Genomic DNA, 26,335 nt, shown 5'->3' with positions numbered 1-26,335 from the left:
TGGTCGGTGACCTCGGGAGATTACCGCGCTTCGATGGGGGCATCGCCGGGTTTCATGCGACTGAATGAGCGACGTCCGGCGGACGGGTCCGGACGTTCACAGGAGCGCGGGCGGTGGGTATTTCGGTTCGTACAGCGTGATCTCCCCGGCGCCGGGGACCTTGACCCGGACAGTCACGCCCCAACCCTCATCGGTCGGTGTGCCGGCGAACTCGGCGCCCCGGCCGGCGAGTTCGCGCATGGTGGAGTCGAGATCGTCGCACATGAACGACACGTCGAACTTCTGATCGGTGCGCCCGGCGCTTCCCTCGTGCTCCCAGGCATTCGGGTGCGCTCCGAGTTCGCTGGGACCGGTCTGGAAGATCAGCCAACCGCCGCCCGTGTCGACGTGCGGGAAGCGCAACACGTCGCGGAAGAATGCGCGGGCGGCGTCCGGGTCGTCGCAGTAGATCAGTGTGTGCACCGCGGTGATCATGGCGCCCAGGGTAGTCGGGCCGCGGAGCCGAACCAGTGTTGTTCGCAGAAGCCGGAACCGGCCCCCAGTGCAGAATATCCGTCCCCGTGAGCCGGTGCGAAGGGCAATATGCCCTTCAAACCTGTTCTGGGGGACGCAAATTCGTGGTAAAGAGACGATCCCTCGCCGGTTACTGGCCCTTCGTGGCTCGTCGCTTGCGCTCCTCGCACCTCAGGGAGCAGGGCTGGGACCTGCGGTTTTACAGTTCTTTCGGATTAGGGAGCAAGGGGAAGGTCAGCTCACCGCCTTCGCGACCAGCGTCGCAATGGTCTTCTCGGCCTCGGTGTCCAGAGTGCTGACCGCGAACGACGTCGGCCAGAATCCGCCGTCGTCGAGGCTGGCGTTCTGGGTGAACCCTAAGGTGGAGTACCGCTCCTTGTCGTCGTGCCCGCTGCGGAAGAAGCACACGACCTTGCCCTTCAGCGCGTAGGCCGGTTGCCCGTACCAGAGCTTCGGCGCGAGGTCCGGTGCGGCCGTGGTGACGATCGCGTGGATGCGTTCGGCCAGCGCGCGATCGGCCGGGTCCATGCTCTCGAGCTTCGCGAGCAGATCGAGTTCCTCGGCCGCCTTCTTGTTCCCGCGCCCGCGGGACTTCTCCTTCTCGAGCTCCGCGGCGCGCTCCTTCATCGCGGCGCGTTCCTGATCGGAGAATCCTCCAGAGCTGCCCATTCGCGTTCCCTTCGCGGTCGACGGCCTCGGGGCCGAGGCAGCTCTCACGGTAGTGCGGCGGGTCTAGGGGCTTCTCGATTCCGAACCGGTCACAGGTCTCGACGCGGACTCACACCCGCCCTCGCAGGATCGCGTTCCAGTACAGGCGCGGGAGGGCATATCGGTCGAAGGCCCACGCACTCCGGCGCGGTTTGAGCGGGTCGATGACCGACGGCAACGACGACGTGATGGTCCCGTCGCGGTCGAACTCGGCGGCGATGAGATGATGTGCGTCCGTCGCGATCGGAGCGACGGTGTACCCGTCGTAGGCGGTGAGTTCCTCGCCGGCCCGCGCGGCCGCGATGTTGTCGGCGAGCACCGAGATCTGCCGTCGCAACCCGCCGCCCGACGGGTCGGTCGCGATCGCGGCGCCGTCACCGGCTCCCCAGATGGACGGATGGGTGCGGTGACGCAGCGTGTGGGGATCGATGTCGACGAGCCCCCGGCCGCGGGCGCCGGCCAAGCCCGAGTCGGTCACCAGGTCGGCGCCTCGGAAGGGCGGGACGAGGTGCAGCATGTCGTAGTGCACGTCCTGGGTGGCCGAGCCGGTGACCACGGTGACCCGGCGATCGACCGGATGTAGTCGTACCGAACTGTCGAGCAGCACGCGGACGCCGAGTTCGTCGAGGCACTCCAAGAGGCGGGCGTCGAGGGCATCGACGCCGAGCAGATGGGGCCGGTCTACGGTCAAGGTGATGTCGAGCGACTCGAGGATTCCTCGACGCCGCCAGTGGGCGGCGGCCAGGAACAGTGGTTTGAGTGTGGTCCCGGTGCAGCTGACCGGCGGACGCGGGACGGTGAACACCGCTCGCCCACCCCGTGGCATCGAGGTGACGAGATCCCAGGTCTGTTCGGCCCGGTCGAGATAATTGCTGGCCACCGCCGGGTCGGCGATCGCGAGTTCGATCCCCGGCATCGCGTCGTGATCCGGTACTAGTCCGACGGCCAGGACGAGGTCCCGGTAGCCGATGTCGGCGCCCGAGGCGCAGCGGATTGTCCGCTTTCCCGCGTCGACGACGACGGCGGTGTCGCGCAGCCACGTCACCCCGTCCGGCGTCACCGATCGCTGCGTGCGCTCGGCGTCCTGCAGTGTCGCCTGACCTCCGCCGACGTAGGAGAGCAGTGGGCGGTAGGTGTGGACGGCCTGCGGTTCGATCACCGCGACATCGGTGACGCCCAGACGCAGCAGTCGCGCCGCCGCGCTGAGGCCGGCGTTTCCGCCGCCGACGATGACGACGTCGAAGTGTCGGGTCTCGCGAGATGAGGTCATGCGGGTCAATACCCGGCCGGGCGGTCGGGAAAACCGGGGGAGCCGGCTGTGCCGGGTGCCGGGGCCGCCTCGGCCGGGTCCTCGTGGTCCGGGCGCTTGGTGCGACCATGGACCGATGACCGCCACGCTCGTCGCCAAGGACGTCGCCGGGGGATATGCCCACCGCGTCCTCTTCGACCACCTCGATCTCACGGTGGCACCCGGCGACGTGATCGGCGTGGTCGGTGCCAACGGTGCCGGGAAGACGACGCTGCTGCGGGTACTCGCCGGTGATCTCGCGCCCCTGGAGGGGACGGTGACCCGTGCACCGTCCGACGCTTTCGTCGGATGGTTGCCGCAGGAGCACGAACGGGTTCCCGGTGAGGTGGTGCGCGCGTACGTCGCCCGCCGGACGGGGTGCGCGGCGGCGACGGCGGCGATGGACGCGGCGGCGGACGCGTTGGCCGACCCCGACGCCGCGGCGCCGGGAGATCCGGCCGAGACGTATGCGGCCGCGCTCGACCACTGGTTGGCCACCGGGGCGGCCGATCTCGACGAGCGGTTGCCCGCGGTCCTCGCCGACCTCGGGCTCGGCGACGGCGTCATCGACCCGGACGCCACCCTGATGGCGGATCTGTCCGGCGGCCAGGCCGCCCGGGTCGGGCTCGCCGCGCTGCTGTGCTCGCGGTTCGACATCGTGCTCCTCGACGAACCGACCAACGACCTCGATCTCGACGGTCTCGCGCGCCTGGAGGAGGTCGTGGCCGGCATGCGGGGCGGCGTCGTCCTGGTCAGTCACGATCGAGAGTTCCTCGCGCGCAGCGTCACCCGGGTGCTCGAACTCGACCTCGCGCAGCACACCAACACCGTGTACGGCGGCGGCTACGAGAGCTACCTCGAGGAGCGTGCCGTCGCCCGCCGTCACCGTCGCGAGGAGTACGAGGAGTTCGCGGCCAAGAAGGCCGACCTCGTCGCACGCGCTCGGACCCAGCGTGAGTGGTCGAGTCAGGGTGTCCGCAATGCCATCCGGAAAGCGCCGGACAACGACAAGATTCGACGTCGCGCCGCCACCGAGTCCAGTGAGAAGCAGGCGCAGAAGGTCCGGCAGATGGAGAGCCGGATCGCTCGGCTCGACGAGGTCGCCGAACCGCGCAAGGAATGGGTTCTCGAGTTCACCATCGGGTCCGCGCCGCGCTCCAGCTCGGTGGTCGCCACCCTCAATGAAGCGGTTGTGCGACAGGGGGATTTCGTGCTGGGCCCGGTGTCGTTACAGGTGAACGCCGGCGAACGCATCGGCATCACGGGCCACAACGGTGCCGGCAAGACGACGCTGCTGCGGCTACTACTCGGTCGCGTCGTACCCGACGAGGGGACCGCGCGACTCGGTGCCAACGTCGCGATCGGCGAGATCGACCAGGCGCGTGGCCTGTTCACCGGTCCCCGGCCGCTGGCCGAACGGTTCGAAGCGCTGGTCCCCGAATACTCCACCGCGGACGTGCGAACGTTGCTCGCCAAGTTCGGGCTGCGGGCCGATCACGTGGACCGGCCGGTCGGAGAGCTGTCACCCGGCGAACGCACGCGGGCCGGACTCGCCCTGCTGCAGGCGCGGGGCACCAATGTCCTCGTCCTCGACGAGCCGACCAACCACCTCGACCTGCCGGCCATCGAGCAACTCGAGTCCGCCCTCGATTTCTACGTCGGCGCAGTGCTTCTCGTGACCCACGATCGGCGCATGCTGCAGAACGTGCGCGTCGACCGGCACTGGGACGTCGACGGCGGCCGGGTCGGCGAGCGCTGAGGTCTCTCAGCCCGCGAGCCGGACGCTGACCCCGCGCACGTCCGCGGGCAGATCCTCCTCGGCGCTCCCGAGTCCGAGGTGCTCGCGCAGGGTCGTGCCCTCGTACTCCGTACGGAACAGGCCGCGGCGCTGCAACTCCGGCACCACGTAGTCCACGAAATCGTTGAAGGTGCCCGGGGTCTGCGCACTCGACACGATGAACCCGTCGGCCTCACCGCCGGTGAAGGACTCCTCGATATGGTCCGCGACATCGGCGGCCGTGCCGACGAACTGCGGCAGCAGGACTCCCTGGGCGTAGAGCTTGCCGATGTCGCGGAGGGTGAGACTGTCCCGCTCGGAGAGGCGTCGGGCGACGTCGAACAGCCCCTGTGTGCCGCTCACCTGGACGTCTTCGACGGGAGCGTCGAGATCGTAGGCGGAGAAGTCGTGGTCGGTGTGAACCGACAGCGTGATCAGGCCGGAGATCGGATCGGCGAGTTCGTTGTGGAACGCCTGCTTCTCCCGGGCGATCGACTGGGTCTCGCCGATGAACGGTATGAACGCCGGGAAGATGTTGACGTGGTCGGGATTTCGGCCGAAGTTCACCGCCCGCGACTTCACGTCGTCGTAGTAGGCCCGGCGTCCCTCCGGGGTCGGGTCGATCTCGAAGATCGCCTCCGCCCACCGCGCGGCGAAGTCCTTGCCGGTGTTCGACGACCCCGCCTGGATGAGTACCGGGCGATGCTGTGGTGAGCGGGGCTGGTTCAGCGGACCCCGCGTGCGGTAGTGCGTGCCCTCGTGGTCGACGGTGTGGATCTTCGACGGATCCGCCCAGACGCCGGACTCCTTGTCGGCGGTGACGGCGTCGGCATCCCAGCTCGACCACAGCTTGATCGCCGTGCTGACGAACTCCTCGGCACGCACGTACCGCTCGTCGTGTCCGACGTGGTCGTCGAAGCCGAAGTTCTGCGCCTCGGCCTGCGACAGCGACGTCACGATGTTCCACGCGATCCGTCCGCGGGTGAGGTGATCGAGGGAACCGAAGACGCGCGCGAGTTCGTAGGGGTGAAAGTAGGTGGTGGACTTGGTGACCGCGATACCGAGTCGCGTGGTGACGGCGGCGATGCTCGCCGCGACCAGGCTCGAATCGATCGTCGCGGCGGCCTGAGTGCCGCGCCGGAAGGGTTCGGACTGGTTGCCGCCGAACCGGACCGGTGCGGCGAGCAAGTCGGCGAAGAAGGCGAAGTCGAACTTGCCGCGTTCGAGGATGCGGCCGACCCGGTGGTAGTGGTCTGGCCCGAAGTAGTCGGTCTCCGACCCGGGATGACGCCATGCGGCGTGCGAGTGGGTGACGGGGGAGGCGATCAAGAAACCACCGAGGTGGAGCTGACGGGTCACGAGTGGGGTCCTTCGGGGTTCGGCATCGCGGAGTCGGTCCGATGGCGGCGACGCGCGACGGATGCGGCGAGACGGTCGGGACAAGTCAAGGCGCAGGGTCCACCGGCGGCCAGGGTTGAGCCCGCCGTGATCGCAACAGACCCTTGACATACAACCAATTGGTTGTATGTTTGAGGCGTGGCCGAGAACGCAGGCGAACCGACAGACGAGGACCGGGCCGACGCCCTGTTCCACGCGCTGTCGGACCGCACCCGTCGTGACATCCTGCGACGAGTGCTCGCCGGCGAACACTCGGTCTCGGTGCTCGCCGCGAAATACGACATGAGCTTCGCGGCGGTACAGAAGCACGTCGCCGTCCTGGAGAAGGCCGGTCTGCTCACCAAGCGTCGTTCCGGACGCGAGCAGCTGGCCAGCGGCGATGTCGCGGCAGTGCGTTCGGTGGCCTCGATGCTCACCGAGCTCGAAGCGGTGTGGCGTGGTCGTATCGCCCGCATCGACGATCTACTCACGCTCGAATCACCCTCACCCACAATCACACCGGAGGAATGAACAATGCCTGTCATCGATGTGACACCCGACCTGGACGCCCGGACGATCACCATCAACGCCGAGTTCGCGGCCCCGATCGAACGGGTGTGGCAGATCTACGCCGATCCGCGTCAGCTCGAGAAGATCTGGGGCCCGCCCACCTATCCGGCGACCGTCGTCGACCACGACCTGCGCCCGGGCGGCAAGGTCACGTACTACATGACCAGTCCCGAGGGCGAGAAGTTCGGCGGCTACTGGAAAGTCGAATCGGTGGACGAGCCCACCGGCTTCACCTTCCTGGACGGCTTTGCCGACGGGGACCTCAACCCGATCACCGACATGCCCGAATCCCGCAATTCCTACGCATTCACCGAGACGGACGGTAAGACCGTCGCCACCTTCATCAGCACCTACGACTCGGCCGAGGCGTTGCAGAAGGTGCTCGACATGGGAGTCGTCGAAGGTGCGTCGTCGGCGATCAACCAGATCGACGAGTTCCTCGCGGCCTGAGGGTCACAGGTTCGAGTTGAGTGTCGGAAACCCCTCGGGCAGTTCGGCAGCCGGGCCACCGGCGCCGGACCCCGTGGGCTCGACCTCCAGCCCGTGCGTGTAGGCGGCCATCGAGATCGACCCGGCGGCATGGCCGTCCACGAGCAGATCCAGCGGGGCGTCCCCGGCGAGTCCGGCGATGTACAGCATCGGCAGATAGTGGTCCGGGGTCGGTACGGACTTGTCGAAGTCGGGATGTCCGTCCAGACTCAGCACACTCGACGGCTTGTCCAGCAACACCTCTCGGGCCGCATCGTCGAACCGGTGGGCCCAGTCGAATCCGCTGTCGGGCTTCGCGAAGTCGACCGCGCGCAGGTTGTGCACGATGTTGCCGCTGCCGATGATCAGCACACCCTTGTCACGGAGCGGGGCGAGCCGGCGGCCCAGTTCGTAGTGGTGCTCATAGTCCTTGAAAGCGTTCAGCGACAACTGGAGTACGGGTACGGACGCATCCGGGAACGTGTGCACCAGCACCGACCACGTCCCGTGGTCGATACCCCAGCTGTCGATGTCGTGACCGCACCACGTGGGTTTGACGACATCGGAGACCATGTCGGCGACATCCGGGTCGCCCGGGGCGGGGTACTCCACGTCGAAGAGGTCCTGCGGGAAACCGTAGAAGTCGTGGATGGTCCGTGGCCGTGGCATCGCCGTCACGGCGGTGGCGTTGGTGTACCAGTGCGCCGAGATCACCAGGATCGCTCGCGGTTTCGGCACCGATGCACCCAGAGCGGCCCAGGCCTCGGTGTACTTGTTGCGCTCCAGGGCGTTCATCGGGTTGCCGTGACCGATGAACGCGACCGGCATCGTCCCCGAGCTCGTCGCGTCTACCGCTGACATCGTCGCCTCCTCCGGCCGATTGCGGACGGAGTCGACGCTACTCCGGAATCGACGAAGTCGCCGACAGGGGTTCGGCGCCCGTGAAAATTCGACAATGCACAGGCGCTGGTCAATGCTGATTGCCGCGGTCCTCGCGATCGTTCTGGCGGCGTGCGGCACCGGGGGCGGTGCCGAACCCGCGTCCTCGTCGGCGTCGTCGTCCAACCCGCAGCAGGCGGCGCAGATCGAGTAGATCGTCGAAGGACTGATGGAGTCCCAACACCTCAAGTCGGTGATCGTGCGTGTCACCGACGACGGCCAGGAGGTGACCACCAAGGCGTTCGGCGAGTCGCAGACCGGTGTACCCGCCACCGCGGACATGCACTTCCGCAACGGGTCGGTCGCCATCGCCTACGTCGCGGCGGTGCTGTTGCAACTCGTCGACGAGAAGGCGGTCGCCCTCGACGACATCATCGCGACATGGGTGCCCCAGATCCCCAACAGCGACCGGGTCACCCTCCGGCAACTGGCGACGATGACGTCGGGGTATCAGGACTATGTGCTCGGCAACGACGCGTTCGAGATCGAGGAGCTGACGAACCCGTTCAAGGCGTGGACGACCGACGAGATGTTGTCCTACGCGGTGAACGAGCCGCTGCTCTACGCGCCGGGGACGAACTGGAACTATGCGCTCGGCCGAGGGCTATGACACCAACCAGATCTTCGCGCAGATCGGCGCCCTGATGGCCCCCGACTCCGCGCCACCGATCCCGCGGAACTGACGCCGCCGCGAGCCCCGGCCGTCGTGCTGCGAAAACCCACCCAGCGCGGGTGCCATAAGGTGGCAGGTATGGTCGACCGCCTCCCCGACGACGATCTACGGGTCGGAAACCCGGAACGCGAGCGGGCCGTGACTCTCCTCAATGATGCCTTCTCGTCCGGATATCTGGAGATCGCGGAGTTCGAGGAGCGGTCCGGTCTGGTGTACGCCGCCAAGACCCGCGCGGACCTGCGAGCCGTCCTGGAACACCTGCCGAACGCCGGTCGCCTGTTCAACGAGCCGGGCCAGGCCGTAGCCGCGACCCCGGCCGTCGCCGTCCCTTCGACCGGGCCCGTGCACCTCGCGGCCGAGTGGGAGACGGTTCGACGCAAGGGCACGTGGCATGTTCCGCCGTCGACGCTGGTCACCGGCAGCATGGGCACCGTCGACATGGACTTCACCCATGCGACGTTCCCCGGCCCGTCGACGATCCTGCAGCTGCAGGTCTCCATCACCACGGTGAAGCTCCGGATCGGCCCCGATCAGGAGATAAGGTACGGCGACCTGCAACTCTCCGGATGGTCGAAGGTGAAGGACAAGGCCGGCGCACCGACGCGTCCGGGCGGACCGGTGATCGAGCTGACGGGTTCGGCGTCGGGAATGACCGGCATCGTCATCAAACGGAGCTGACGCACCGAACCGTATCGACCGGGGCTGACCGCTCGCCGTTACGCGAACGCTGGGCGGGTGGCCTACTTGTGCTCACGCTGAACTCAACGGTGTCGCGAGTGTTTCCCGATTCGTAACGTTGCCGCACGTGGCCGACCGAACACTCAGTATCAGCGCGCCCGGCGATCCGCGGGCGGTGGACCCGGGGTCGTCCGACTCCCCATCGGCCAAGGCGGACCGGTCGTCCCGGCTGCACACCATCCTGCGCGCGCTGTCACCCATCGCCGTTCTCGTGCTCTGGCAGGTGGGCAGCGCACTGGGGATCATCCCGCAGGACAAGCTGCCCGCACCGTCGCTGATCGCCGAGGCCGGGTGGGAGGTCCTGAACAACGGACAACTCCTCGACGCCATCGCGGCGTCGGCGCAGCGGGTCGCGATCGGACTGACGATCGGCGTCGCGGTCGGGATCGGTCTGGGCTTGCTGGTCGGCCTGAGCAAGTTCGCCGACTCGGCCATCGACCCGAACATGCAGGCTATACGCGCACTTCCGCTCTTCGGTCTGATCCCGTTGTTCATCCTGTGGTTCGGCATCGGCGAGATGCCCAAGGTGCTGCTCGTGTCCCTCGGCGCGCTGTTCCCCCTCTACCTGAACACCTCCGCCGCGATTCGCCAGATCGACGGCCGCCTGGTGGAAAGCGCTCGCGTGCTGGGCTTCTCGCGGCTCACCACCATCCGCGATCTCATCATCCCGGGTGCCATGCCGCAGATCCTGGTCGGTCTGCGCCAGGCCCTGGCGATCGCATGGCTCAGCCTCATCGTCGCCGAGCAGATCGCGGCCACGTCCGGGCTGGGATACCTGATCAACAACGCGCGCGACTTCCTGCGCACCGACATCATCTTCTTCGGCCTGATCGTCTACGCCGCAATGGGTTTGATCACCGACGCCATCGTGCGCGCGCTGGAGCGCTACACGACCCGATACCAGAACCGGTGACGCCCCCAACCCGCACATCCCGAGTCCAGGAGGCCCGACCATGACCGCCATCGCCACCCGAGATCTCGAGGTCCCGTCCCCCGACGACCTGGTCGACCCCGCCGGATACGCCGCGGAAGTCGAGAACGCAAGCCTGAGCTACGGGGACAATCTCGTGTTGCGGGACGTGACCCTACGGGTCGGGGCGCACGAGATCGTCGCGCTCATCGGACGCAGCGGCAGTGGCAAGTCGACGCTGCTTCGCCTGCTGGCGGGCCTGTCGCAGACCGAGTCGGGCAGCGTCCGGACCGCCGGTCACCCGGCGGTGTCCTTCCAGGAGCCGCGACTCTTCCCCTGGCGCACCGTCTTACAGAACGTCGCCTTCGGCCTCGTGCGCGAGAAGGTCGGCAAGTCGCAGGCCCGCGAACGCGCGCGCCGCACCCTCGACGAGGTCGGCCTGAGCGACAAGACGGGCGCGTGGCCCGCGCAACTCTCGGGTGGTCAGGCGCAACGGGTCTCGCTCGCCCGTGCGCTCGTGGCCCGTCCGCAACTGCTGCTGCTCGACGAGCCGTTCGGCGCACTCGACGCCCTCACCCGGCGCACGATGCACGAACTGCTCATCTCGCTGTGGCGCGACAACGGGTTCGGTGCACTCCTCGTCACCCACGACGTCGACGAGGCGTTGCGGCTGGCCGACCGCGTCGTCGTCCTGGCCGGTGGCGAGATCGTCGAAGACCTCACCGTGCCCCGTCCACGTCAGACCGGCGACGCCGATGACCCCGACTCCGAGATCCCGCGCCTGCGAGCCGAATTGCTGACCGCACTCGGCGTCGCCGATCCGGCGCGCTGACCCTCCCGTTCCCTGACCGAAAGCCGATCTCGATGACACACCACCATCTTTCCGTGCGCGCATCCCGGCCCCGACGGCGCCGCGTGCTCGCCGCCGTGCTGGCCACCGCCGCCCTGACCCTGGGCCTCGCGGGCTGTGTGCAGCGGGAGGACACCGCCGAATCGATCGCGAACGAGACGGTCGACGTCGCCTCACTGCAGGACCTGACCCTCCGAGTCGGAGACCAGAAGGGCGGCACCGAAGCCCTACTGCGCGCTTCGGGCGAACTCGAGAAGCTCCCGTTCACCATCGAATTCTCCACCTTCACCTCCGGCCCGCCGCAGATCGAGGCCGCCACCGCAGGCAAGATCGACTTCGCGGTCACCGGGAACACGCCGCCCATCTTCGGCGCCGCGGCGAACGCGAAGGTCAAGATCGTCACCGGGTACGCGAACAACGCCAGCGGCGACGCGATCCTGATCCCGGGAACGTCGACACTGGCCTCGGTCGCCGACCTCAAGGGCAAGAAGGTCGCCGTGGCGAAGGGCAGCTCGGCACACGGGCATCTGCTGCTGCAACTGAACAAGGTGAATCTGACCCTGGGGCCCGGCAAGGACGTCGAACCGGTCTTCCTGCAGCCCGCGGATGCGTTGTCCGCGTTCACCTCCGGCAACGTCGACGCATGGGCGGTCTGGGACCCGTACACCGCGATCGTCCAGCTCGAGAACAACCCGAAGACGCTCGTCACGGCCGAAGACGTCTCGAACGGTTACGGTTTCGGGATCGCGGGCGACGAGGCGCTGGCCGACCCGCGTCGCAACACCGCGGTACGGGAACTGGCGCTCGGGATCGCGCGGGCCGCCAACTGGGCCACGGCCAACCCGGAAGAGTGGGCCGAGCAGTACTCCGCCGAGGTCGGGATCGACCCGCGGGCCGGCGCGATCGCCCAGGGCCGCAGCCTCCGACCCGCGATCGCACTCGACGACAGCGTCGTGGCGTCGGAGCAGGAGCTCGCCGACGCCTTCGCCGACTCCGGGCAACTCCAGGGGCAGGTCGACTTCGCGACGTTCGTCGACAACCGCTACGACGAGGCCCTGGCACCGTTGTTCGGCACGCCCCAATCCTAGTGGTGCGTCTCGGGAATAAGTGACTGGTCTCCGGCGCTCGATCGGCGCCTGGCTGCGTTGTCGTCGGTCGAGATAGCTCCGCTATCCCTCCCTCCTCCGCCTTGCCAGACCACCGATCGCTCCACCGGATACCGGCCACCTATTTCCGAGACACACCACTAGTGGTGCGAGAAGGGAACACGCCCATGAGCCATTTCCACTGGTTTCTGCCGACCGCCGGTGACAGCCGCGGGATCGTCGGAGCCTCACATGCATCGGCGACGAAACGACACCCTCCGGGTTACCGTGCGCCAGACCTGCCGTACCTGATCGATGTCGCACGCACCGCCGATCGGCTCGGCTACGAGAGTGTCCTGACCCCGACCGGAACCTGGTGCGAGGACGCGTGGATGACCACGGCCGCCGCGATCACCCACACCGAGCAGTTGACCTTCCTCGTCGCATTCCGCCCCGGGCTGATCTCGCCGACCCTGGCCGCACAGCAGGCGGCGACGCTCCAGCGATTCTCGGGTGGACGGATCGCGGTCAACATCGTGACCGGCGGTGACGAGGTCGAGCAACGCCGGTTCGGTGACTGGGTCGACCACGACCGCCGTTACGCGCGCACCGACGAGTTCGTGCAGATCGTCGACCGGCTCTGGTCCGGAGAGACCGTCGACTTCGACGGCGAGTTCTACCAGATCGCCGGGGCGTTCCTCGCGGATCCGCCGACCGATCCACCGCGGATCTACTTCGGCGGGTCGTCGGACCCGGCACTGACCGTTGCGGCCTCGCGTGCCCAGGTCTACCTCACGTGGGGCGAGCCGCCGGCGGTGGCCGGAGAGAAGATCGCGGAGGTGGCGCGACGCGCCGAGAGGGTCGGCCGGTCTCTCGAATACGGTGTGCGGCTGCATGTCATCGCCCGCGAGACCTCCGAGGAGGCGTGGCGGGTCGCCGACACACTGCTGCAGGGGATCTCCGACGACGAGATCGAGACCGCGTTCGCCCTGCACTCGGTCTCGGAGTCGACCGGTCAGCGTCGGATGGCCGAACTCCGCGGCGGACGTCGCGATGCGCTCGAGATCCATCCCGGCTTGTGGGCGGGGGTCGGGCTCATCCGTGGGGGAGCCGGCACCGCGCTCGTCGGCAGCTACGACGAGGTCGCGGCGCTGATCGGCGAGTACGAATCCGAGGGCTTCTCCCACTTCATCCTGTCGGGCTATCCGCACATCGAGGAAGCGCACTGGTTCGCCGAAGGTGTGCTGCCGGTGATCCGGGCCCGGGTCGAGGCCCTGAGCTGACAGCACGTTCTGGGCCGCTCGGGCCCAGCGGGACAGGTCAGCGGGCGAGCCACTCCGACAACCGGTCCGACGACCATGTCGTGACGATCCGGTCGGGGGCGATGCCGTGGTCGACGGCCCGCCGCGCGCCGAGGATCTTGAAGTCGAGTTGCCCGGGTGCGTGGGCGTCGGAGTCGATCGCGAACAGGCAGCCCGCGTCGTCGGCGATCTCGATCAGTTCGTCGGGCGGGTCGACCCGCTCCGGACGGGAGTTGATCTCCACGATGGTGTCGTGGGCCGCGCAGGCGGCGAACACGGCCTCGGCGTCGAAGGTCGAGGGTGGGCGGTGGCCCCGGCCGCTCAGCACTCGCCGGCCTGTGCAGTGGCCGAGGACGTGCACCCGTGGGTCGGAGACCGCGGCGATGAGCCGGTCGGTCATGGCGTCGTGCGCCATGCGCAGATTTGAGTGCACGGATGCGGTCACGACGTCGAGTCGGGCGATCATCTCGTCGGTCTGATCGAGCGTGCCGTCGTCGAGGATGTCGATCTCGATTCCACGGAAGAGACGAAAGTGGCTGCTGTGACCGGTGTTCCAGTTGTCGATCGCCTCGATCTGGGCGGCGAGCCGTTCCGGGCTCAGTCCGTTCGCGACCGTGAGGCGCGGCGAGTGGTCGGTGATCGCGAGCCAGTCGTGGCCGGAGGCCTCCGCAGCCGCGGCCATCTCGTCGATGGGCGCCCCGCCGTCGCTCCAGTCGGTGTGGGCGTGCAGGTCGCCGACAACGGCCTCGACGAGGCCCTCGGCGCCGTCGGGGGCGAGGGGTGGATCTTCGGCCTGCAAACGTGCGAGGTACCCCGGTAGCTCACCGTCGGCGGCCTCGGCGATGACCGCCGCAGTGGTCTTGCCGATTCCCTTGATCGCGGTGAGAGTGCCGGCGACAGCCCGTGCGTGTAGCTCGGACGGGTCGAGTCCGGCGGCCGCCTGCCCGGCGCGGCGGAAGGCCTCCACGCGGTACGTGCTCTCCCGACGACGCTCGAGCAGCCACGAGATGCGCTCGAGTGCGCGAATCGGGTCCACCGGAGCCGACAGCGGGGTCAGGGGCCTCATCGGCGAACAGCCCTTTCAACGCCTGTTGCCCGGCCCGCCAAAGGCGGCCGGGCAACAGATCTCATGTGTGATGACGGTCAGGACTGACCGATCAGTGTGCGGCTTCGAAGGCCTCGATGATGCTCTGCGGGATGCGACCGCGATCACTCAGTTCGTAACCTTCGCGGATGGCCCACTCACGAATCGCCTTGGTGGTCTCCTTGTTGCGTCCGCCCCCGGTCGCAGTCGACGCCGTTGCGGTGCGCTTGGTCACGCGACCGGTCTGGCGGGAGATGTCGAGGTACTTCGACAGCGAATCGCGGAATTGCTGCGCGTGCTTCGACGAAGTGTCGAACTCGTAGTTCTTTCCATCGAGTGACCACCGGACGGTTTCGTACTGATCCAGCACCTTACCGTCGAGATCGTCGATGACCTGAACGATTTCCTTTTTCGCCATGAATTGCTTGTCCCCTCGAATTGTGTCATCCGACCAAGACGGACGTGCAAGGCCCGAAAACCTGCGTCCCCCCGTTTTGATCTATTCCAACAGTGCACAGCTTAGACTCAAACCATGAGTACTTGCTGAGAACCCCCGCCTAGACCATAAATCATTGAATAGCGTTAGGGAAGTCGAGACACGTCCGTTTGTTGACAAGTCGGATCCATGCTGGTCTCGACGGCGGGTTACGCGCAGTGGCGGACCGGTTCGAAGTAGGTGTGGTCTAGCTCGTGGGCACAGCCCCGGTCGTCCGCCGGGACGATTCGTCCGATTCCTCGGGCGACACGCTCACCAACGCTTCGGGCGCCCGATCTGCTGCATAGATGGTTTGGTAACCGTTCGGGGTGATTGCGAATCCTGATTGAGAACGCGATTCGAGACAGAACATACCGACGGTCTCAACGAGACAAGAAAATCGTGATATCGAAATTGTGCGACCGAAGTCGACAATCGAACTGCGATACAGAACGGGATATCGATTGGCGCACGCACCGCGCTGCGGTCCATCCGGTCCCAGGACGGCGTAATCGCGGGCCCAGTCGCAGGCGCCCGAGTCGGACGACGGGCGTTCCGCCGAGGAATCGTCGTCCGCATCCTCATCGATCCGACAGGCGAGGGCCGACGAACCGTTGGTACCGGTCGAGCAATTCACCGCCCGATCCGGCGTCGAGAAATGGAAACCGGACGAGTCCTGCAGCGGCGAATCCTCCGTCACCGAGCCCTGGTGGAAACGCGAGTTGTCGACGCGTGGTGCCACTGCGACGACTCGCCCGATTGTCCAGTCGGGCAGATTCCGCGCCGAGTCCTCGCCGGTGGTCGATGTCGTCGACGAGGACTCGATTTCGGTCACCGTCGACAACTCGTCGGTGGGCGGAATGACGATTCGGGACGGGCCGGAGTCCGACGGCAGGGAGCATCCGGCGAGTGCGACCGAAACGGTCAGAGTCCCGATTGCCGCGGTTGCGCAGATCACGCGCAGGAATCGGCGGTCGCGGGACCGTGATGTGGATTCGGGGCGGGGTCGCCGATTTCCGTACCCTTGCACTGTGCCGACCCCCAAGATCGTCCTGTTCTACGTCTTCGTTCCGCTGCCCGATCCCGAGGCCATCCGGTTGTGGCAGCTGGCGGTGTGCGAGTCGCTCGGGGTCCGGGGCAGGATCATCGTGTCACGCCACGGGATCAACAGCACCGTCGGTGGCGACATCGCCGCGGTCAAACGCTACGTCAGGACGACCCGCGCGTACCCCGGGTTCGCGGGGGCGGACATCAAATGGTCCGACGGCACGGGCCGGGACTTCCCGCGGTTGAGCGTGCGCGTCCGGCCCGAGATCGTGACCTTCGGGGTTCCGGACGAGATCGAGGTCGACGAGAACGGGGTCGTCGGCACCGGAACCCGGCTGAGTCCGGAGCAGGTGCACGAGCTCGTGGACGCCCGCGGCGACGACGTGGTCTTCTTCGACGGGCGCAACGAGATCGAGGCCGAGGTCGGGCGATTCGCCGGCGCGGTCACGACCAAGGCGCGCACCACCCGGGACTTCGTGCCGTTGATCGAGAGCGGCGCGTTCGATCACCTCAAGGACCGGCCGATCGTCACGTACTGCACGGGCGGCGTGCGCTGCGAGGTCCTCAGCACGGTGATGCGGAACCGCGGGTTCGCCGAGGTCTACCAGCTCGACGGTGGCATCGTGCGTTACGGCGAGCGGTACGGCGACGACGGGCTCTGGCAGGGTTCGCTCTACGTCTTCGACGACCGCATGGGCGTGGAGTTCTCCGACCACGCGGAGGTGCTCGGCCGCTGCGTCGAATGCCGTCGTCCGACGAGCAATGTCGCCAATCACCCCGATCGAGACGGCCGCGACCTCGCCGTGATCTGTGCGGACTGTCTGGAACCCGACCGCCGGTGATGAGCGCTGCGAAGACCCCCGATCGCCGCGGTCCGGTTCCGGTCGTCGTGGTGGCCGGGTATCTGGGTTCGGGAAAGACGACACTGCTCAATCATCTGTTGCGGTCTGCCGGGCGCACCGGCACCCGGCTGGGCGTGCTGGTCAACGACTTCGGCAAGGTGAACATCGATGCGCTGCTCGTCTCGGCGCAGGCGGACGGCACGGTGAGCCTCGGGAACGGGTGCATGTGCTGCACCGTCGACGCCGACGGCCTCGCGGACGCGCTCACCTCGCTGGTTCGTCCGAGCGCGGGGATCGACGCCATCGTGATCGAGGCGAGCGGGATCGCCGAACCCAAAGCGCTCATCCGGATGGTGACGTCGGTGGCGGACGCACGACTCCGCTACGGCGGACTGGTCTACGTGGTCGACGCCGCGCATGTCGAGGAGGTGCGCGGTACGCATCCGGAGCTGGACTCGCACGTCGCGATCGCCGACCTCGTGCTCGTCAACAAGGTCGACCTGATCCCGGATGAGTCCCGGCGCGTCGTCGAAGAGCTTGTCGCACAACTCAATGCGACCGCACCGCGGGTGGCGACCCGGAATGCCGCGATCGATCCGGCGCTGCTGTTCGATGTCGTTCAGCGCGACGTCGCGCAGGCTCGGTCCGGCCAGATGGCTTTCGACGAGTTGCTGCTCGACGACGCGGGTCACGCTGACCACGAGCATCTGCACGCTGAATACGAGTCGGTGTCGTTCTCCAGTGACCGGCCGATGGATCCGCGGCGCCTGGCGCGATTTCTCGAACGTCCGCCCAATGGGTGTTTCCGGATCAAGGGAATCGTCCATTTCGTCGTACCGAGGCATCGGCAGCGGTTCGTCGTGCACGGAGTCGGCGGCTTCGTGCGCGTGATGCGCGAATCCTGGGAAGGGCGGCGTCCGGCCACCGAACTCGTCGCGATCGGGCGCGGTCTCGACGAGGCGGCCGTGCGCGCCGAGCTGGAGGCCGCCGTCGCCCGACCGGAGGACGCTGCGGACGAGAACGGCATCCTCGGAATCCTGCGGCACCTGACGGACTGACCCGCGACACGCTCGACACGCCGATCGGAGAGGTCACAGCTCCCTAACGAAATGCCGTTCTCCCAGGACGACCATTTCGGAATCCCGCATTCGTTTGTTTCACTGTTATGTCTGTGACCAGTGTGACCAGTGGTACTCAACGGGAGGGAGTGAGGCAAGTGACCAGCGCCTCGGCGCGTCGCGGCCTCGACAGCGCAATGTTCCGAAAGACGACAGCCCAACGCCTTGCCACGATCGGCTTCGCCATGGTGGCCGCCACGTCGATGGCGGTCGCCTCGAACGTGGTCGCGGCACCCGCCGAAGCGGCCCCCGCCCGCGGGACGGCACTGGCGGGGAAGACGATCTTCCTCGACCCCGGTCACCAGGCCTCGGCCGCCGGTCACGACCTCAGGGCACAGGTGCCGGACGGGCGCGGTGGCAAGAAGGACTGCCAGACCAGCGGTGCGTCCGGTGTGAACGGCGCCAAGGAGCACACGGTCAACTGGCAGATCGGGCAACTCGTGAAGGCCGGCCTCGAGAGCCAGGGGGCTCGTGTGGTCCTGAGCAGGCCGGACGACACCGGGTGGGGCGGTTGTGTGGACGAACGCGCCGCCGCGGCCAGTCGCTCCGGAGCCGCGGTCGCGGTCAGCCTGCATGCCGACTCGACGGCGCGGGGAGCCGACGAGTCCAAGAAGGGCTTCCACATGATCGTGCCGTCGCTGCCGGTCCCGGATGCCACCGTCGACCGCGTGCAGTCCGGCGAGGGACGCAAGGCCTCGACCACGATGCGCGACGCCTTCGTCAAGGCCGGGTTCCCCTCGGCGAACTACGCCGGCGTCCGCGACGGGATCCAGACCCGTCCCGACATCGCCGCGGTGAACCTGACCAAGGTCCCGGCGGTGTTCATCGAGATGGGCAACCTCGCCAACCCCGGTGAGGCCAAGGCGCTTGCCGGCCGGGACGGTCAGGTCAAGTACGCCATGGCGATCACCGACGGAATCCTGAACTACGTCAACGGGAACGCCGCGACCGGAGCGGGCCCGGCGCCGTCGGTGCCGACGGACGACGCCAGCGGACTGTCCTCGGTCATCCCCTTCGTCGAGCAGCTCCTCGCCACCGAGGACCCCGAAGCCGTGGCGCGGCTGCTGATGACCCAGGGCCAGGACGTGTCCGCACAAGTGCTCAAGGCGATGCTGACCATCGTCTACGCGCTCTTCGACGGGAAACTGCCGATCGGCTGACGTCGCCGGCGCGCGGCCCGATCCGGCGTGGGCGATCCGTCGATTGGCTGAGGTCCGCCGCGGCGGACGGCTAACCTCGCGTCATGGGTCTCAAAGAGCTGCTGTTCATGGACACCCCGGTGCCGTCGCTGCGTGGCCGCAAGGTCCTCATCACCGGCGCGGCGAGCGGAATCGGCAGGGCCACCGCCCAGGCCGCCGCCGCCCGGGGCGCCGAACTGGTGCTCACCGACCTGCACGCGGATCAGCTCGACGAGGTCGTCGCGGCCATCACCGCGGCCGACGGAACGGTCCTCTACCACGTGGCCGGGGACGTCTCGGACTTCGACTGGGTGGCCGGGTTCGCCCGCCAGGTCGACGCCGAGGTCGGCGTCATGGACGTGGTGATGAACATCGCCGGGATCTCGGCGTGGGGAACGGTGGAGAATCTCGAACACCGGCACTGGCGGAAGCTGGTCGACGTCAACCTGATGGGGCCGATCCACATCATCGAAAGCTTTGTGCCGCAGATGATCCGACGGGGGCGCGGTGGACACATCGTGAACGTCTCCTCGGCCGCCGGACTGCTGGCGCTGCCCTGGCACGCCGCATACAGCGCCAGCAAGTTCGGGCTGCGGGGCGTGTCGGAGGTTCTTCGATTCGATCTGCGGCGTCACGGGATCGGGGTGTCCCTGGTATGCCCCGGCGGGGTGGACACGCCACTGGTCGACTCCGTGGAGATCGTCGGCATCGACCGCGAGAACCCGCGGGTCAAGGCCGCCATCAACGGATTTCACAAGGTCGCGGTGTCGCCCGACGTGGCGGCGGCGGCGATCCTGACCGGGATTCGCAAGAACCGCTTCATGGTCTACACCTCGTTCGACATCCGGTTCGGGTACTGGTGGGCGCGAAAGTTCGCACTGCCGTATGAGATCGCGATGCGAGTCGCCAACGATCGTTTCGACCGGCTCGCGCGAGTGAGTGCGAAGAGTCTCGAGGCGACGGCGACCGACGAGCATTCCTCCCGGTGAGTCCCGCCTTCACCAAGACGCTGCGCCAGAGCGGCCCGCGGGGCGGTCATCCTGACTTCTTCGCGGCCGAAGCCGCCGGGTTGCGCTGGCTGTCGGCGTCGGGAGCGCCTGTCGTACAGGTGATCTCGGTGAGCGAAGACGCCATCGAACTCGAACGTCTCGAACGCGGTCGGCCATCGCCCGGAGCGGCACGGGAGTTCGGGGTCGCGCTCGCTCGGATGCACGACGGGGGCGCCCCGCAGTTCGGTTCCCCGCCTGCTGACGCGGACGGAACACCGTTCTCCGGTCAGCTGTTCATCGGTCGCCGAGAGTTGAGCTCGGTCGAATACCGGTCGTGGGGTGAGTTCTATGTCCGGGAACGGGTGGAACCGTATCTGGCCCCGGCACGCGCGGCCGGGAACCTCACGACCGAGGACGAGGACGCGGTCCGCGACGCATGTGCCCTGATCGCGGACGGCGTGTTCGACGACGACGAGGGGCCGGCACGCATCCACGGCGACCTCTGGAACGGGAATGTGATGTGGACTCCGCGGGGCGTGGTGATGATCGACCCGGCTGCGCACGGCGGTCATCGGGAGACCGATCTGGCGATGCTCGCATTGTTCGGGTGCCCGCACCTCGATGCGGTCCTCGACGGCTATCGAGACGCGCACCCGCTCGTCCCCGGCTGGCAGGAGCGCGTCGACGTCCACCAACTGCATCCGCTCGCCGTGCACGCGGCCGGCCACGGACCCGGATACGGCTCGTCGCTGGGCCGCGCGGCGCGGGCGTCCGCCGCGCTCGCCCGCGGCTGACACACGCCATAATCGTCGGCGTGACTCACAACGCGCTGCCCCGACCCGGTGTCCTCGTCGTCTCGGCGACGCGGGCCGAGGCCAGACATGTGCCGCCCGGGATGCGGGTGCTCGTGACGGGCATCGGCAAGGTGCGCGCGACGATGGCGCTGAGCCGGGAACTCGCCGGCGGGGCGCCGGTCTCCGAGGTCATCAACATCGGTACCGCGGGGGCCCTGCGCGACGGTGTGAGCGGCGACGCCGAGTTGGGTCTGTTCCTCCCGTCGGCCGTGCTCGAGCACGACATCAGCAGCACCGAACTACGGGCGATGGGTTACGAGATGACCGACCGCTGGGAGCTACCCGGCGGCGACGGAACGGTGTTGGCGTCCGGGGACACCTTCGTCGCGGATCCGGTTCGTCGGCGCGAACTCGCCCAGCATGCCCACCTCGTCGACATGGAGGGATGCGCGGTCGCCCACGTGAGTGCTGAGTTCGGCGTGCCCTGCCGCCTGATCAAGGCGGTCACCGACAACGCGGACGAGGGTGCGATGGAGTGGCCCGCGCTCGTGGACGCCGCAGCGCGTCGGCTGGGGCGTTGGCTGGAACGCAACGTCGCGAGCTGAGGCTCAGGACCGCGTGTCGGCGACTCCGGCCGGGGGGATGTCGGTTGCCGACTCGTACGTCGGGATGTCCGGGCGTCGCGGCGCGGGCGTGGCGTCCGACGGCGTGAGGTCGGGGGCCGCGAGGTCGGCGACCGTCGGTCGCCGTGCGCCCGTTGCGGTACGAGAACCCTTCGTCGCCGAGCGGGACGTCGCGGACGGCCGGTCCGGAGCGCCGGTCGAACGCGGTTTCGCCCGCGATCCCGGCGCGGCCTTGGTCGAGGAGGACTGCGCTGCCGATCGGTTCTTCTCGGGAGACGCCGACGGGGGCTCGGTGGCGGTTCCGGACGAACCGGCTCCCTTGGCGCGACGATGCGTTGCCGCGCGGCCCGAGGGCCGGTCGGCGTCGCCGCTCCCGGCCGCGGACCTGCTCGGGGGCGTCCGGCCCGCCTTGTCGCGACTCGGGGCCCGGCGTTTCGCCGGCTCGGCGGCCTCGCGGGTCAGGAACCATCGGGCGAGCACGATCCCCAGGGTCACGAGGAACGTCGTCAACATCCAGGGGAAGTCCGCCGCGATGGGGAGCAGGACATTGAAGACGAGGCTCTTCAGCCCCGACGACGCCTGCTCGGAATTGAGGCCGTACAGCGTGACGATGCTGACGAAGAAGGCGATGAGCGGGGGCTGCGCGGCGGCGGTGAACAGGGCACGACGACGCACCGCCAGCGCGGCGATCACACATCCGACGAGGTAGCAGAACTTGTAGATCGACCCCAGCGAATCGTTGCTGCCGGCGTCGATGGCCGCACCGAGGCCCGTGATCCCGGTGGCCAGGAGAACGGCGCCCCACCACGGCACACCGCGGACCGCGGGCAGTACCGACTGCTGGTCCAGTGGTACCGCGGTTTGGAGACGTTGCGGGGAAGGCACATGGTCACGGTACCGGGTCCTCGACAGAAATCGTTTCACCCCCGGACCGGGGCGTCGATGCCGCCTCCGGCGCCGTCCCAGGCCGGGCGGTCGGCCCCGCCGGGCGGCAGGTGTCGTGGATCACCGGTGGTCGTGGGGCGTCCGGGACATCGCCCAGCGCGTCGAGCTCGGCCAGCCGGCGTGCGGTGACGCCGAGGCGACTGTCCACCGAACCGATCGTCGAGTTGTAGGCGTCGACCGTGCGCTGCAGCGACGTGCCGAGGGTGCCGAGGTGAGTGAGCACCCCGGTGAGCCGCTGATGGAGCTGCAGACCGAGATCATGGATGACCGCGGCGTCGCGAGCCATCGCATCGTGACGCCATCCCAGTGCGACGGTCCGTAGCAATGCGATGAGGGTGGTCGGGGTGGCGATGACGACGTTGCGTGCGAAGCCGAACTCGAGGAGATCGGGGTCGGTGCGGGCGGCGGCTTCCAGGACGACGTCGCCGGGCACGAACAGCACCACCATCTCCGGTGTGTTGTCGAAGGCGGACCAGTAGGACTTCGCAGACAGTCGTGCGATGTGCGCGCGCAGGGCGCGAGCATGTTCGCGGATGAGTTTGTCGCGAACGGACGTGTCGGTGGCCTCGGCCGCCCGCAGGTAGGCGTCGAGGGGCACCTTGGCGTCCACGACGATGTCGCGGCCGCCGGCGAGGTGGACGACGAGGTCCGGCCGCAGCGTCGTGGCACCCCGGCCGTTTCCCGAACCGTTCGGATCGGAGGGGTCGGTGACCGACACCTGGGTGCTGAAGTCGCAGTGCTTGGTCATGCCGGCGAGCTCGACCACGCGCTCGAGCTGGACCTCACCCCATCGGCCGCGGGCGTGGGGGCTGTGCAACGCGTTGGCGAGCTGGCGGGTCTGGTCGTTGAGCGCGATCGACGCCGAGTGGATCCCGCGCACCTGCTCGGTCAGTCCGGCGTACGCGCCGATCCGGTTGTTCTCGACCCGGCGCAGTTCGTCGGCGAGCTGGGCGAGGTTGGCGCGCAACGGCTCGACGATGTGCGCAACCGAACTGCCGATCGCCGACGACTGCCGGCGTGCCGCGTCCTCGGTGGCCCACGACAACGAGGACGCGACGTCGTCGCGGGCGGCGCGCAGCATCTCCACCTCGGCGCGAGCCGCCGCCACGGTCGCGGCACTGCGAGCGGCGTGCGCCCACCAGCCCAGGGCGATCCCCAGGGCGAGGCCGACGACGAACGAGAGGGCGGCAGCAGTCATGTCGTCGATGGTGTCGGACACCCCCGACAAGTTCGGCCGGACCGCGGGCGACGGGCACTATCGGTCGTCGGAACCGCTCCGCTCGTCCGGGCCGCTCCGCGCGCCGGCCTCGAAGTCGAGCAGCCACTGCTTGGTGGGCAGGCCGTAGCGGAAACCGCCGAGGCTTCCGTCGCTGCGCTTCACCCGGTGGCAGGGCACGAACAGGGCAGCCGCGTTGCGCGCGCAGGCGGCTGCCGCGGCCCGGACCGCCGCCGGCTGACCGGCCAGTTCGGCGAAGCGGGTGTAGGTGACGGGGTTCCCGGCCTCGACCAGGCGCAGGGCGTCCCAGGCCGGACCGAGGAAGGTCCCGCCGGAACGTTGGACGACCGGAATCCGCGACGGCGCGGCGAGATCGCCGTCGTAGTACGCCGACACGGCGTCGGTGATGGTGCCGAGCGCGGCGGACGGCTGGATCGATTCCGGTCGTAGCGCGCGGTGGACGAGCGCCGTCAGGTAGGCGGGATCGTCGGTCCACCCCGACGCCAGGACCCGGTGGTCGGGATCGGCGACGACGGTGAACGCCCCGTTGGGAGTGGTGACGGTGGCGTAGCCGCCGACTGTCGTTGTGTGGCCGATGGATTGGGCACTCCCCGGTTCAGGGGTGTCGGGCCCGGAGGTGGCGGGGGTGGTGGCCGGTGCGGACATTGTCGCTCCTTGCGGATCGCTGGGATGTGATCGGAGAAGGGATCGCTACGAGATGCCGGTCATCGGAGTCTGCTCACCGCTCGTCACACGGCCTGTCCGGCGGCGTCGAGTCGGTGTCGCCACAGGTGCATGGTCGCGTACGAGCGCCACGGCGCCCAGTGCCGCGTGTCCCGCAGATCGATCCCGAGGTCGGCGGCAGCCCGGACGACCACGAGGTCGTTCGTGAGCAGGACGTCGGGATCGCCGGTGACTCGCATCGTGACGATGTCGGCGGTCCAGGGGCCGATGCCGGGCAACTCGAGAAGCTGGGCACGAAGATCAGACGCATCGACCCCCACATGCGGTTCCACCCGACCTTCGGCGAGTGCCGCCGCGACGTCGATCACGGCATCGATCCGCCGCCGCGGGCCGCGGAGGACCTCGTGTCCACGGGCGGCGATGACACCCGGCGTCGGGAAGGACTTCGACGCCGGACCGTCGACTGTCGTCGCCGTCTCGGACGGGGTGGCGAAGGCGTCGCCGACCGGTTCGCCGAGGGCCTCGACGAGCCGGTTCACCTGGTTGCGCGCGGCGGCGAGACTCACCTGCTGACCGAGCATGGTCCGGATGATCGTCTCGGCCGGGTCGAGGCTGCCGGGCGCACGGAGGCCCGGCGCCTGGCGCAGCAGCCGCTGCATCGTGGCGTCGGCGGCCAGTGCGTCCTCGGCCGCGGTGATGTCGGCGTCGAGGTCGAGCAGACGCCGGATCCGGTTGACCGCGACCCCCACGTCACGCATGTCCAGTCCGTGAAGGGCGACGACGGCGTGGTCGTCCTGCGGCTCCACCTCCGCCGACGCCGTTCGGTGGGGTAGGGCGAGGACCCGGCGGTAACGCCAGCCGTGCGGACTGTCCGGGGCGTCGACGACGGATTCGACCCCGGCCACGGCGTGCGCGTCCAGGAACCAGCGCATCCATGGCCAGCGATAGGGCGCGCGGAACGGCAGGCGCAGGGTGACGCTTCCCGGGGCGGAATCGGTGCCGATCGCATCCTTCCTGCGGCTGTGCAGGCGTCGAAGCTCGGTGGGGGTGAGTCCGAAAACGGCGCGGACGGTGTCGTTGAACTGGCGCACGCTGGCGAATCCGGCGGCGAACGCGACGTCGGTCATCGGCATCGTCGTGCACTGGATGAGCACGCGGGCGTTGGTGGCGCGAATTGCTCGGGCGAGCGCGAGCGGCCCGGCTCCGAGATGCCGGGTCAGCACGCGGGTGAGGTGCCGGGGTGAATACCTCAGACGCGCCGCGAGTCCGTCGACCCCTTCGCGCTCGACGACGCCGTCGGCGATGAGCCGCATCGCGCGAGCCGCCATGTCGGCGTTGATGTTCCACAGCGGGGACCCCGGAACGGCGTCGGGTGCGCAGCGTCGGCAAGCACGGAAACCCTGCTGCTGGGCGGCCGCCGCGGTGAGGACGAACGCCACGTTGGCGGGCCGGGGGGTCTGTGCCGGACACGACGGACGGCAGTAGATGCCGGTGGTGCGGACCGTCACGAAGAACTGACCGTCGAAGCGGGCGTCGCGGGCCTGCACTGCGCGATAACACCGGTCGAAGTCCGGCGCGAAACCCCCGGTGTCGGGTTCTGTTGCGGTGCCTGTGCTCACCCGTCCACTGTGTCATCCGTCGACGTCCCGGTCTGGCGGGAATCGGACATCGCGACGGCATCCCACTGAGCGGACGAAAAGTGTGATCTGGGTTACATGTCTGTGGCAGCATGGCGCCATGACCACCCGGTTCGATGGCCGCCGCAGAAGTCGGCACGACGACCAGTCCCTGTCCGGACTCCCCGCGTGGGGGCTGGAGATGATGATGGGCCTCTACGGCCCGGAGACGATCAGGCGTGCCTGCGCCGAGGAAACCGAGCTCGGCATCACGGCGCGGACCGAGCGGGTCGCCCCGGCCGCCGGATGCGCTCCGTCGTCGGCCGAGCCCCCGCCGCGATCGGACGCCGGGCCAGCCGGGCGCGACGACACCCCGGTCGTCTTCAACCAGGTCGACGCTGAACTCGAGGCCATCAACTCGCTGGTTCGCTACCTCGGACGGAAATTCCGCCGCCGCTGATCATGTCGTCGGACGGACCACATGTTCGTACGACCGTCGCCGCGTCGATGTCGCATTGTCATGCCGA

General features: G+C 68.3%; 28 protein-coding genes. 16 read left to right on the top strand and 12 right to left on the bottom strand.

Translation table 11 applies throughout. The features are described 5' to 3' along the window. Positions 1-96: 96 nt before the first annotated feature. The 3 genes from LEL84_RS07950 to LEL84_RS07940 all read right to left on the bottom strand — a co-directional run bounded on the left by LEL84_RS07950 (position 97) and on the right by LEL84_RS07940 (position 2,491). Entirely contained in the window at positions 97-474 is a 378-nt protein-coding gene (locus LEL84_RS07950; RefSeq protein ID WP_078113702.1) for a VOC family protein, read from the bottom strand. A gap of 273 nt (positions 475-747) precedes the next feature. Then, on the bottom strand, positions 748-1,182 hold the full coding sequence (locus LEL84_RS07945; protein WP_137811008.1) for a DUF1801 domain-containing protein: 435 nt from the start codon (positions 1,180-1,182) through the stop codon (positions 748-750). A gap of 109 nt (positions 1,183-1,291) precedes the next feature. Next, entirely contained in the window at positions 1,292-2,491 is a 1,200-nt protein-coding gene (locus LEL84_RS07940; RefSeq protein WP_137811009.1) for an NAD(P)/FAD-dependent oxidoreductase, read from the bottom strand. Positions 2,492-2,606: 115 nt separating this feature from the next. On the opposite strand from LEL84_RS07940, the gene LEL84_RS07935 reads away from it, so the two are divergent. Continuing rightward, positions 2,607-4,268 (top strand): ABC-F family ATP-binding cassette domain-containing protein, encoded by a 1,662-nt coding sequence (locus LEL84_RS07935; RefSeq protein ID WP_226513746.1) that lies wholly within the window; start codon positions 2,607-2,609, stop codon positions 4,266-4,268. 6 nt (positions 4,269-4,274) lie between these two features. Here LEL84_RS07935 and LEL84_RS07930 read toward each other — a convergent pair whose 3' ends face one another. Then, positions 4,275-5,645: an LLM class flavin-dependent oxidoreductase gene (locus LEL84_RS07930; protein WP_226513745.1), complete on the bottom strand. Its 1,371-nt coding sequence runs from the start codon at positions 5,643-5,645 to the stop codon at positions 4,275-4,277. 177 nt (positions 5,646-5,822) lie between these two features. Between LEL84_RS07930 and LEL84_RS07925 the strand changes: the two genes are divergently transcribed. Continuing rightward, positions 5,823-6,194, top strand: coding sequence for an ArsR/SmtB family transcription factor (locus LEL84_RS07925; protein ID WP_058252459.1), 372 nt, complete (start codon positions 5,823-5,825; stop codon positions 6,192-6,194). 3 nt (positions 6,195-6,197) lie between these two features. Then, entirely contained in the window at positions 6,198-6,683 is a 486-nt protein-coding gene (locus LEL84_RS07920) for an SRPBCC family protein (RefSeq protein ID WP_058252460.1), read from the top strand. A gap of 3 nt (positions 6,684-6,686) precedes the next feature. Here LEL84_RS07920 and ygiD read toward each other — a convergent pair whose 3' ends face one another. Then, positions 6,687-7,562, bottom strand: coding sequence for a 4,5-DOPA dioxygenase extradiol (gene ygiD / locus LEL84_RS07915; RefSeq protein WP_226513744.1), 876 nt, complete (start codon positions 7,560-7,562; stop codon positions 6,687-6,689). A 247-nt stretch (positions 7,563-7,809) separates the two neighbouring features. On the opposite strand from ygiD, the gene LEL84_RS07910 reads away from it, so the two are divergent. From LEL84_RS07910 to LEL84_RS07885, 6 genes are all read left to right on the top strand, one after another. After that, positions 7,810-8,250, top strand: a complete 441-nt coding sequence (locus LEL84_RS07910) for a serine hydrolase domain-containing protein (protein WP_226513743.1) — start codon at positions 7,810-7,812, stop codon at positions 8,248-8,250. 141 nt (positions 8,251-8,391) lie between these two features. Continuing rightward, positions 8,392-8,991: a DUF1707 domain-containing protein gene (locus LEL84_RS07905; protein WP_065631078.1), complete on the top strand. Its 600-nt coding sequence runs from the start codon at positions 8,392-8,394 to the stop codon at positions 8,989-8,991. A 127-nt stretch (positions 8,992-9,118) separates the two neighbouring features. Further along, on the top strand, positions 9,119-9,964 hold the full coding sequence (locus LEL84_RS07900; RefSeq protein WP_137810931.1) for an ABC transporter permease: 846 nt from the start codon (positions 9,119-9,121) through the stop codon (positions 9,962-9,964). Between the two features lie 40 nt (positions 9,965-10,004). Beyond that, complete coding sequence (locus tag LEL84_RS07895) at positions 10,005-10,793, top strand: ABC transporter ATP-binding protein (protein WP_226513742.1); 789 nt, start codon at positions 10,005-10,007, stop codon at positions 10,791-10,793. 32 nt (positions 10,794-10,825) lie between these two features. Continuing rightward, positions 10,826-11,899 (top strand): ABC transporter substrate-binding protein, encoded by a 1,074-nt coding sequence (locus LEL84_RS07890; RefSeq protein WP_226513741.1) that lies wholly within the window; start codon positions 10,826-10,828, stop codon positions 11,897-11,899. Between the two features lie 185 nt (positions 11,900-12,084). After that, entirely contained in the window at positions 12,085-13,179 is a 1,095-nt protein-coding gene (locus tag LEL84_RS07885; protein ID WP_226513740.1) for an LLM class flavin-dependent oxidoreductase, read from the top strand. 37 nt (positions 13,180-13,216) lie between these two features. On the opposite strand, the gene LEL84_RS07880 is transcribed toward LEL84_RS07885, so the two are convergent. From LEL84_RS07880 to LEL84_RS07870, 3 genes are all read right to left on the bottom strand, one after another. Then, on the bottom strand, positions 13,217-14,263 hold the full coding sequence (locus LEL84_RS07880; RefSeq protein ID WP_226513739.1) for a PHP domain-containing protein: 1,047 nt from the start codon (positions 14,261-14,263) through the stop codon (positions 13,217-13,219). A 91-nt stretch (positions 14,264-14,354) separates the two neighbouring features. Next, on the bottom strand, positions 14,355-14,699 hold the full coding sequence (locus LEL84_RS07875) for a histone-like nucleoid-structuring protein Lsr2 (RefSeq protein WP_058252466.1): 345 nt from the start codon (positions 14,697-14,699) through the stop codon (positions 14,355-14,357). Positions 14,700-14,964: 265 nt separating this feature from the next. Beyond that, positions 14,965-15,786: a hypothetical protein gene (locus LEL84_RS07870; protein ID WP_413466949.1), complete on the bottom strand. Its 822-nt coding sequence runs from the start codon at positions 15,784-15,786 to the stop codon at positions 14,965-14,967. Between the two features lies 1 nt (position 15,787). On the opposite strand from LEL84_RS07870, the gene LEL84_RS07865 reads away from it, so the two are divergent. From LEL84_RS07865 to LEL84_RS07840, 6 genes are all read left to right on the top strand, one after another. Continuing rightward, on the top strand, positions 15,788-16,645 hold the full coding sequence (locus LEL84_RS07865; protein WP_159371222.1) for a rhodanese-related sulfurtransferase: 858 nt from the start codon (positions 15,788-15,790) through the stop codon (positions 16,643-16,645). Then, entirely contained in the window at positions 16,645-17,703 is a 1,059-nt protein-coding gene (locus tag LEL84_RS07860; protein ID WP_226513737.1) for a CobW family GTP-binding protein, read from the top strand. Before LEL84_RS07865 ends, LEL84_RS07860 begins: the two co-directional genes overlap by 1 nt. A 197-nt stretch (positions 17,704-17,900) precedes the next feature. Then, positions 17,901-18,923, top strand: coding sequence for an N-acetylmuramoyl-L-alanine amidase (locus LEL84_RS07855; RefSeq protein ID WP_137810933.1), 1,023 nt, complete (start codon positions 17,901-17,903; stop codon positions 18,921-18,923). Between the two features lie 83 nt (positions 18,924-19,006). After that, positions 19,007-19,930, top strand: a complete 924-nt coding sequence (locus tag LEL84_RS07850; RefSeq protein WP_065631070.1) for an SDR family oxidoreductase — start codon at positions 19,007-19,009, stop codon at positions 19,928-19,930. Next, the gene (locus LEL84_RS07845; RefSeq protein WP_137810925.1) at positions 19,927-20,724 is read left to right on the top strand and encodes a fructosamine kinase family protein; all 798 of its coding nucleotides are present in this window, start codon (positions 19,927-19,929) and stop codon (positions 20,722-20,724) included. Before LEL84_RS07850 ends, LEL84_RS07845 begins: the two co-directional genes overlap by 4 nt. A gap of 20 nt (positions 20,725-20,744) precedes the next feature. Beyond that, positions 20,745-21,329: a nucleosidase gene (locus LEL84_RS07840; protein ID WP_137810924.1), complete on the top strand. Its 585-nt coding sequence runs from the start codon at positions 20,745-20,747 to the stop codon at positions 21,327-21,329. 3 nt (positions 21,330-21,332) lie between these two features. Here LEL84_RS07840 and LEL84_RS07835 read toward each other — a convergent pair whose 3' ends face one another. From LEL84_RS07835 to LEL84_RS07820, 4 genes are all read right to left on the bottom strand, one after another. Beyond that, positions 21,333-22,232, bottom strand: coding sequence for a DUF6542 domain-containing protein (locus LEL84_RS07835; RefSeq protein ID WP_137810923.1), 900 nt, complete (start codon positions 22,230-22,232; stop codon positions 21,333-21,335). Between the two features lie 4 nt (positions 22,233-22,236). Further along, the gene (locus LEL84_RS07830) at positions 22,237-23,490 is read right to left on the bottom strand and encodes a DNA recombination protein RmuC (RefSeq protein ID WP_065631090.1); all 1,254 of its coding nucleotides are present in this window, start codon (positions 23,488-23,490) and stop codon (positions 22,237-22,239) included. Between the two features lie 57 nt (positions 23,491-23,547). Continuing rightward, on the bottom strand, positions 23,548-24,174 hold the full coding sequence (locus LEL84_RS07825; RefSeq protein ID WP_065631066.1) for a methylated-DNA--[protein]-cysteine S-methyltransferase: 627 nt from the start codon (positions 24,172-24,174) through the stop codon (positions 23,548-23,550). An 83-nt stretch (positions 24,175-24,257) separates the two neighbouring features. Then, complete coding sequence (locus LEL84_RS07820; RefSeq protein WP_137810922.1) at positions 24,258-25,811, bottom strand: DNA-3-methyladenine glycosylase 2 family protein; 1,554 nt, start codon at positions 25,809-25,811, stop codon at positions 24,258-24,260. A 118-nt stretch (positions 25,812-25,929) separates the two neighbouring features. On the opposite strand from LEL84_RS07820, the gene LEL84_RS07815 reads away from it, so the two are divergent. Beyond that, positions 25,930-26,268, top strand: coding sequence for a hypothetical protein (locus LEL84_RS07815; protein ID WP_226513736.1), 339 nt, complete (start codon positions 25,930-25,932; stop codon positions 26,266-26,268). The last annotated feature ends 67 nt before the right edge of the window (positions 26,269-26,335 follow it).

Source organism: Gordonia sp. WA4-43, assembly GCF_020520305.1.
In the GTDB taxonomy this organism is placed as follows: domain Bacteria; phylum Actinomycetota; class Actinomycetes; order Mycobacteriales; family Mycobacteriaceae; genus Gordonia; species Gordonia hongkongensis.
This window is presented reverse-complemented; position numbering and strand designations above follow the sequence as displayed.

Excerpts from the sequence above, each read along its gene's own strand:
- LEL84_RS07830 (WP_065631090.1), bottom strand. The coding sequence starts at position 23,490 with ATGACTGCTGCCGCCCTCTCGTTCGTCGTCGGCCTCGCCCTGGGGATC.
- LEL84_RS07825 (WP_065631066.1), bottom strand. The coding sequence starts at position 24,174 with ATGTCCGCACCGGCCACCACCCCCGCCACCTCCGGGCCCGACACCCCT.
- LEL84_RS07895 (WP_226513742.1), top strand. The coding sequence starts at position 10,005 with ATGACCGCCATCGCCACCCGAGATCTCGAGGTCCCGTCCCCCGACGAC.
- LEL84_RS07880 (WP_226513739.1), bottom strand. The coding sequence starts at position 14,263 with ATGAGGCCCCTGACCCCGCTGTCGGCTCCGGTGGACCCGATTCGCGCA.
- LEL84_RS07910 (WP_226513743.1), top strand. The coding sequence starts at position 7,810 with ATGGAGTCCCAACACCTCAAGTCGGTGATCGTGCGTGTCACCGACGAC.
- LEL84_RS07935 (WP_226513746.1), top strand. The coding sequence starts at position 2,607 with ATGACCGCCACGCTCGTCGCCAAGGACGTCGCCGGGGGATATGCCCAC.
- LEL84_RS07940 (WP_137811009.1), bottom strand. The coding sequence starts at position 2,491 with ATGACCTCATCTCGCGAGACCCGACACTTCGACGTCGTCATCGTCGGC.
- LEL84_RS07920 (WP_058252460.1), top strand. The coding sequence starts at position 6,198 with ATGCCTGTCATCGATGTGACACCCGACCTGGACGCCCGGACGATCACC.
- LEL84_RS07905 (WP_065631078.1), top strand. The coding sequence starts at position 8,392 with ATGGTCGACCGCCTCCCCGACGACGATCTACGGGTCGGAAACCCGGAA.
- LEL84_RS07945 (WP_137811008.1), bottom strand. The coding sequence starts at position 1,182 with ATGGGCAGCTCTGGAGGATTCTCCGATCAGGAACGCGCCGCGATGAAG.
- ygiD (WP_226513744.1), bottom strand. The coding sequence starts at position 7,562 with ATGTCAGCGGTAGACGCGACGAGCTCGGGGACGATGCCGGTCGCGTTC.
- LEL84_RS07890 (WP_226513741.1), top strand. The coding sequence starts at position 10,826 with ATGACACACCACCATCTTTCCGTGCGCGCATCCCGGCCCCGACGGCGC.
- LEL84_RS07860 (WP_226513737.1), top strand. The coding sequence starts at position 16,645 with ATGAGCGCTGCGAAGACCCCCGATCGCCGCGGTCCGGTTCCGGTCGTC.
- LEL84_RS07885 (WP_226513740.1), top strand. The coding sequence starts at position 12,085 with ATGAGCCATTTCCACTGGTTTCTGCCGACCGCCGGTGACAGCCGCGGG.
- LEL84_RS07815 (WP_226513736.1), top strand. The coding sequence starts at position 25,930 with ATGACCACCCGGTTCGATGGCCGCCGCAGAAGTCGGCACGACGACCAG.
- LEL84_RS07850 (WP_065631070.1), top strand. The coding sequence starts at position 19,007 with ATGGGTCTCAAAGAGCTGCTGTTCATGGACACCCCGGTGCCGTCGCTG.
- LEL84_RS07950 (WP_078113702.1), bottom strand. The coding sequence starts at position 474 with ATGATCACCGCGGTGCACACACTGATCTACTGCGACGACCCGGACGCC.
- LEL84_RS07875 (WP_058252466.1), bottom strand. The coding sequence starts at position 14,699 with ATGGCGAAAAAGGAAATCGTTCAGGTCATCGACGATCTCGACGGTAAG.
- LEL84_RS07855 (WP_137810933.1), top strand. The coding sequence starts at position 17,901 with ATGTTCCGAAAGACGACAGCCCAACGCCTTGCCACGATCGGCTTCGCC.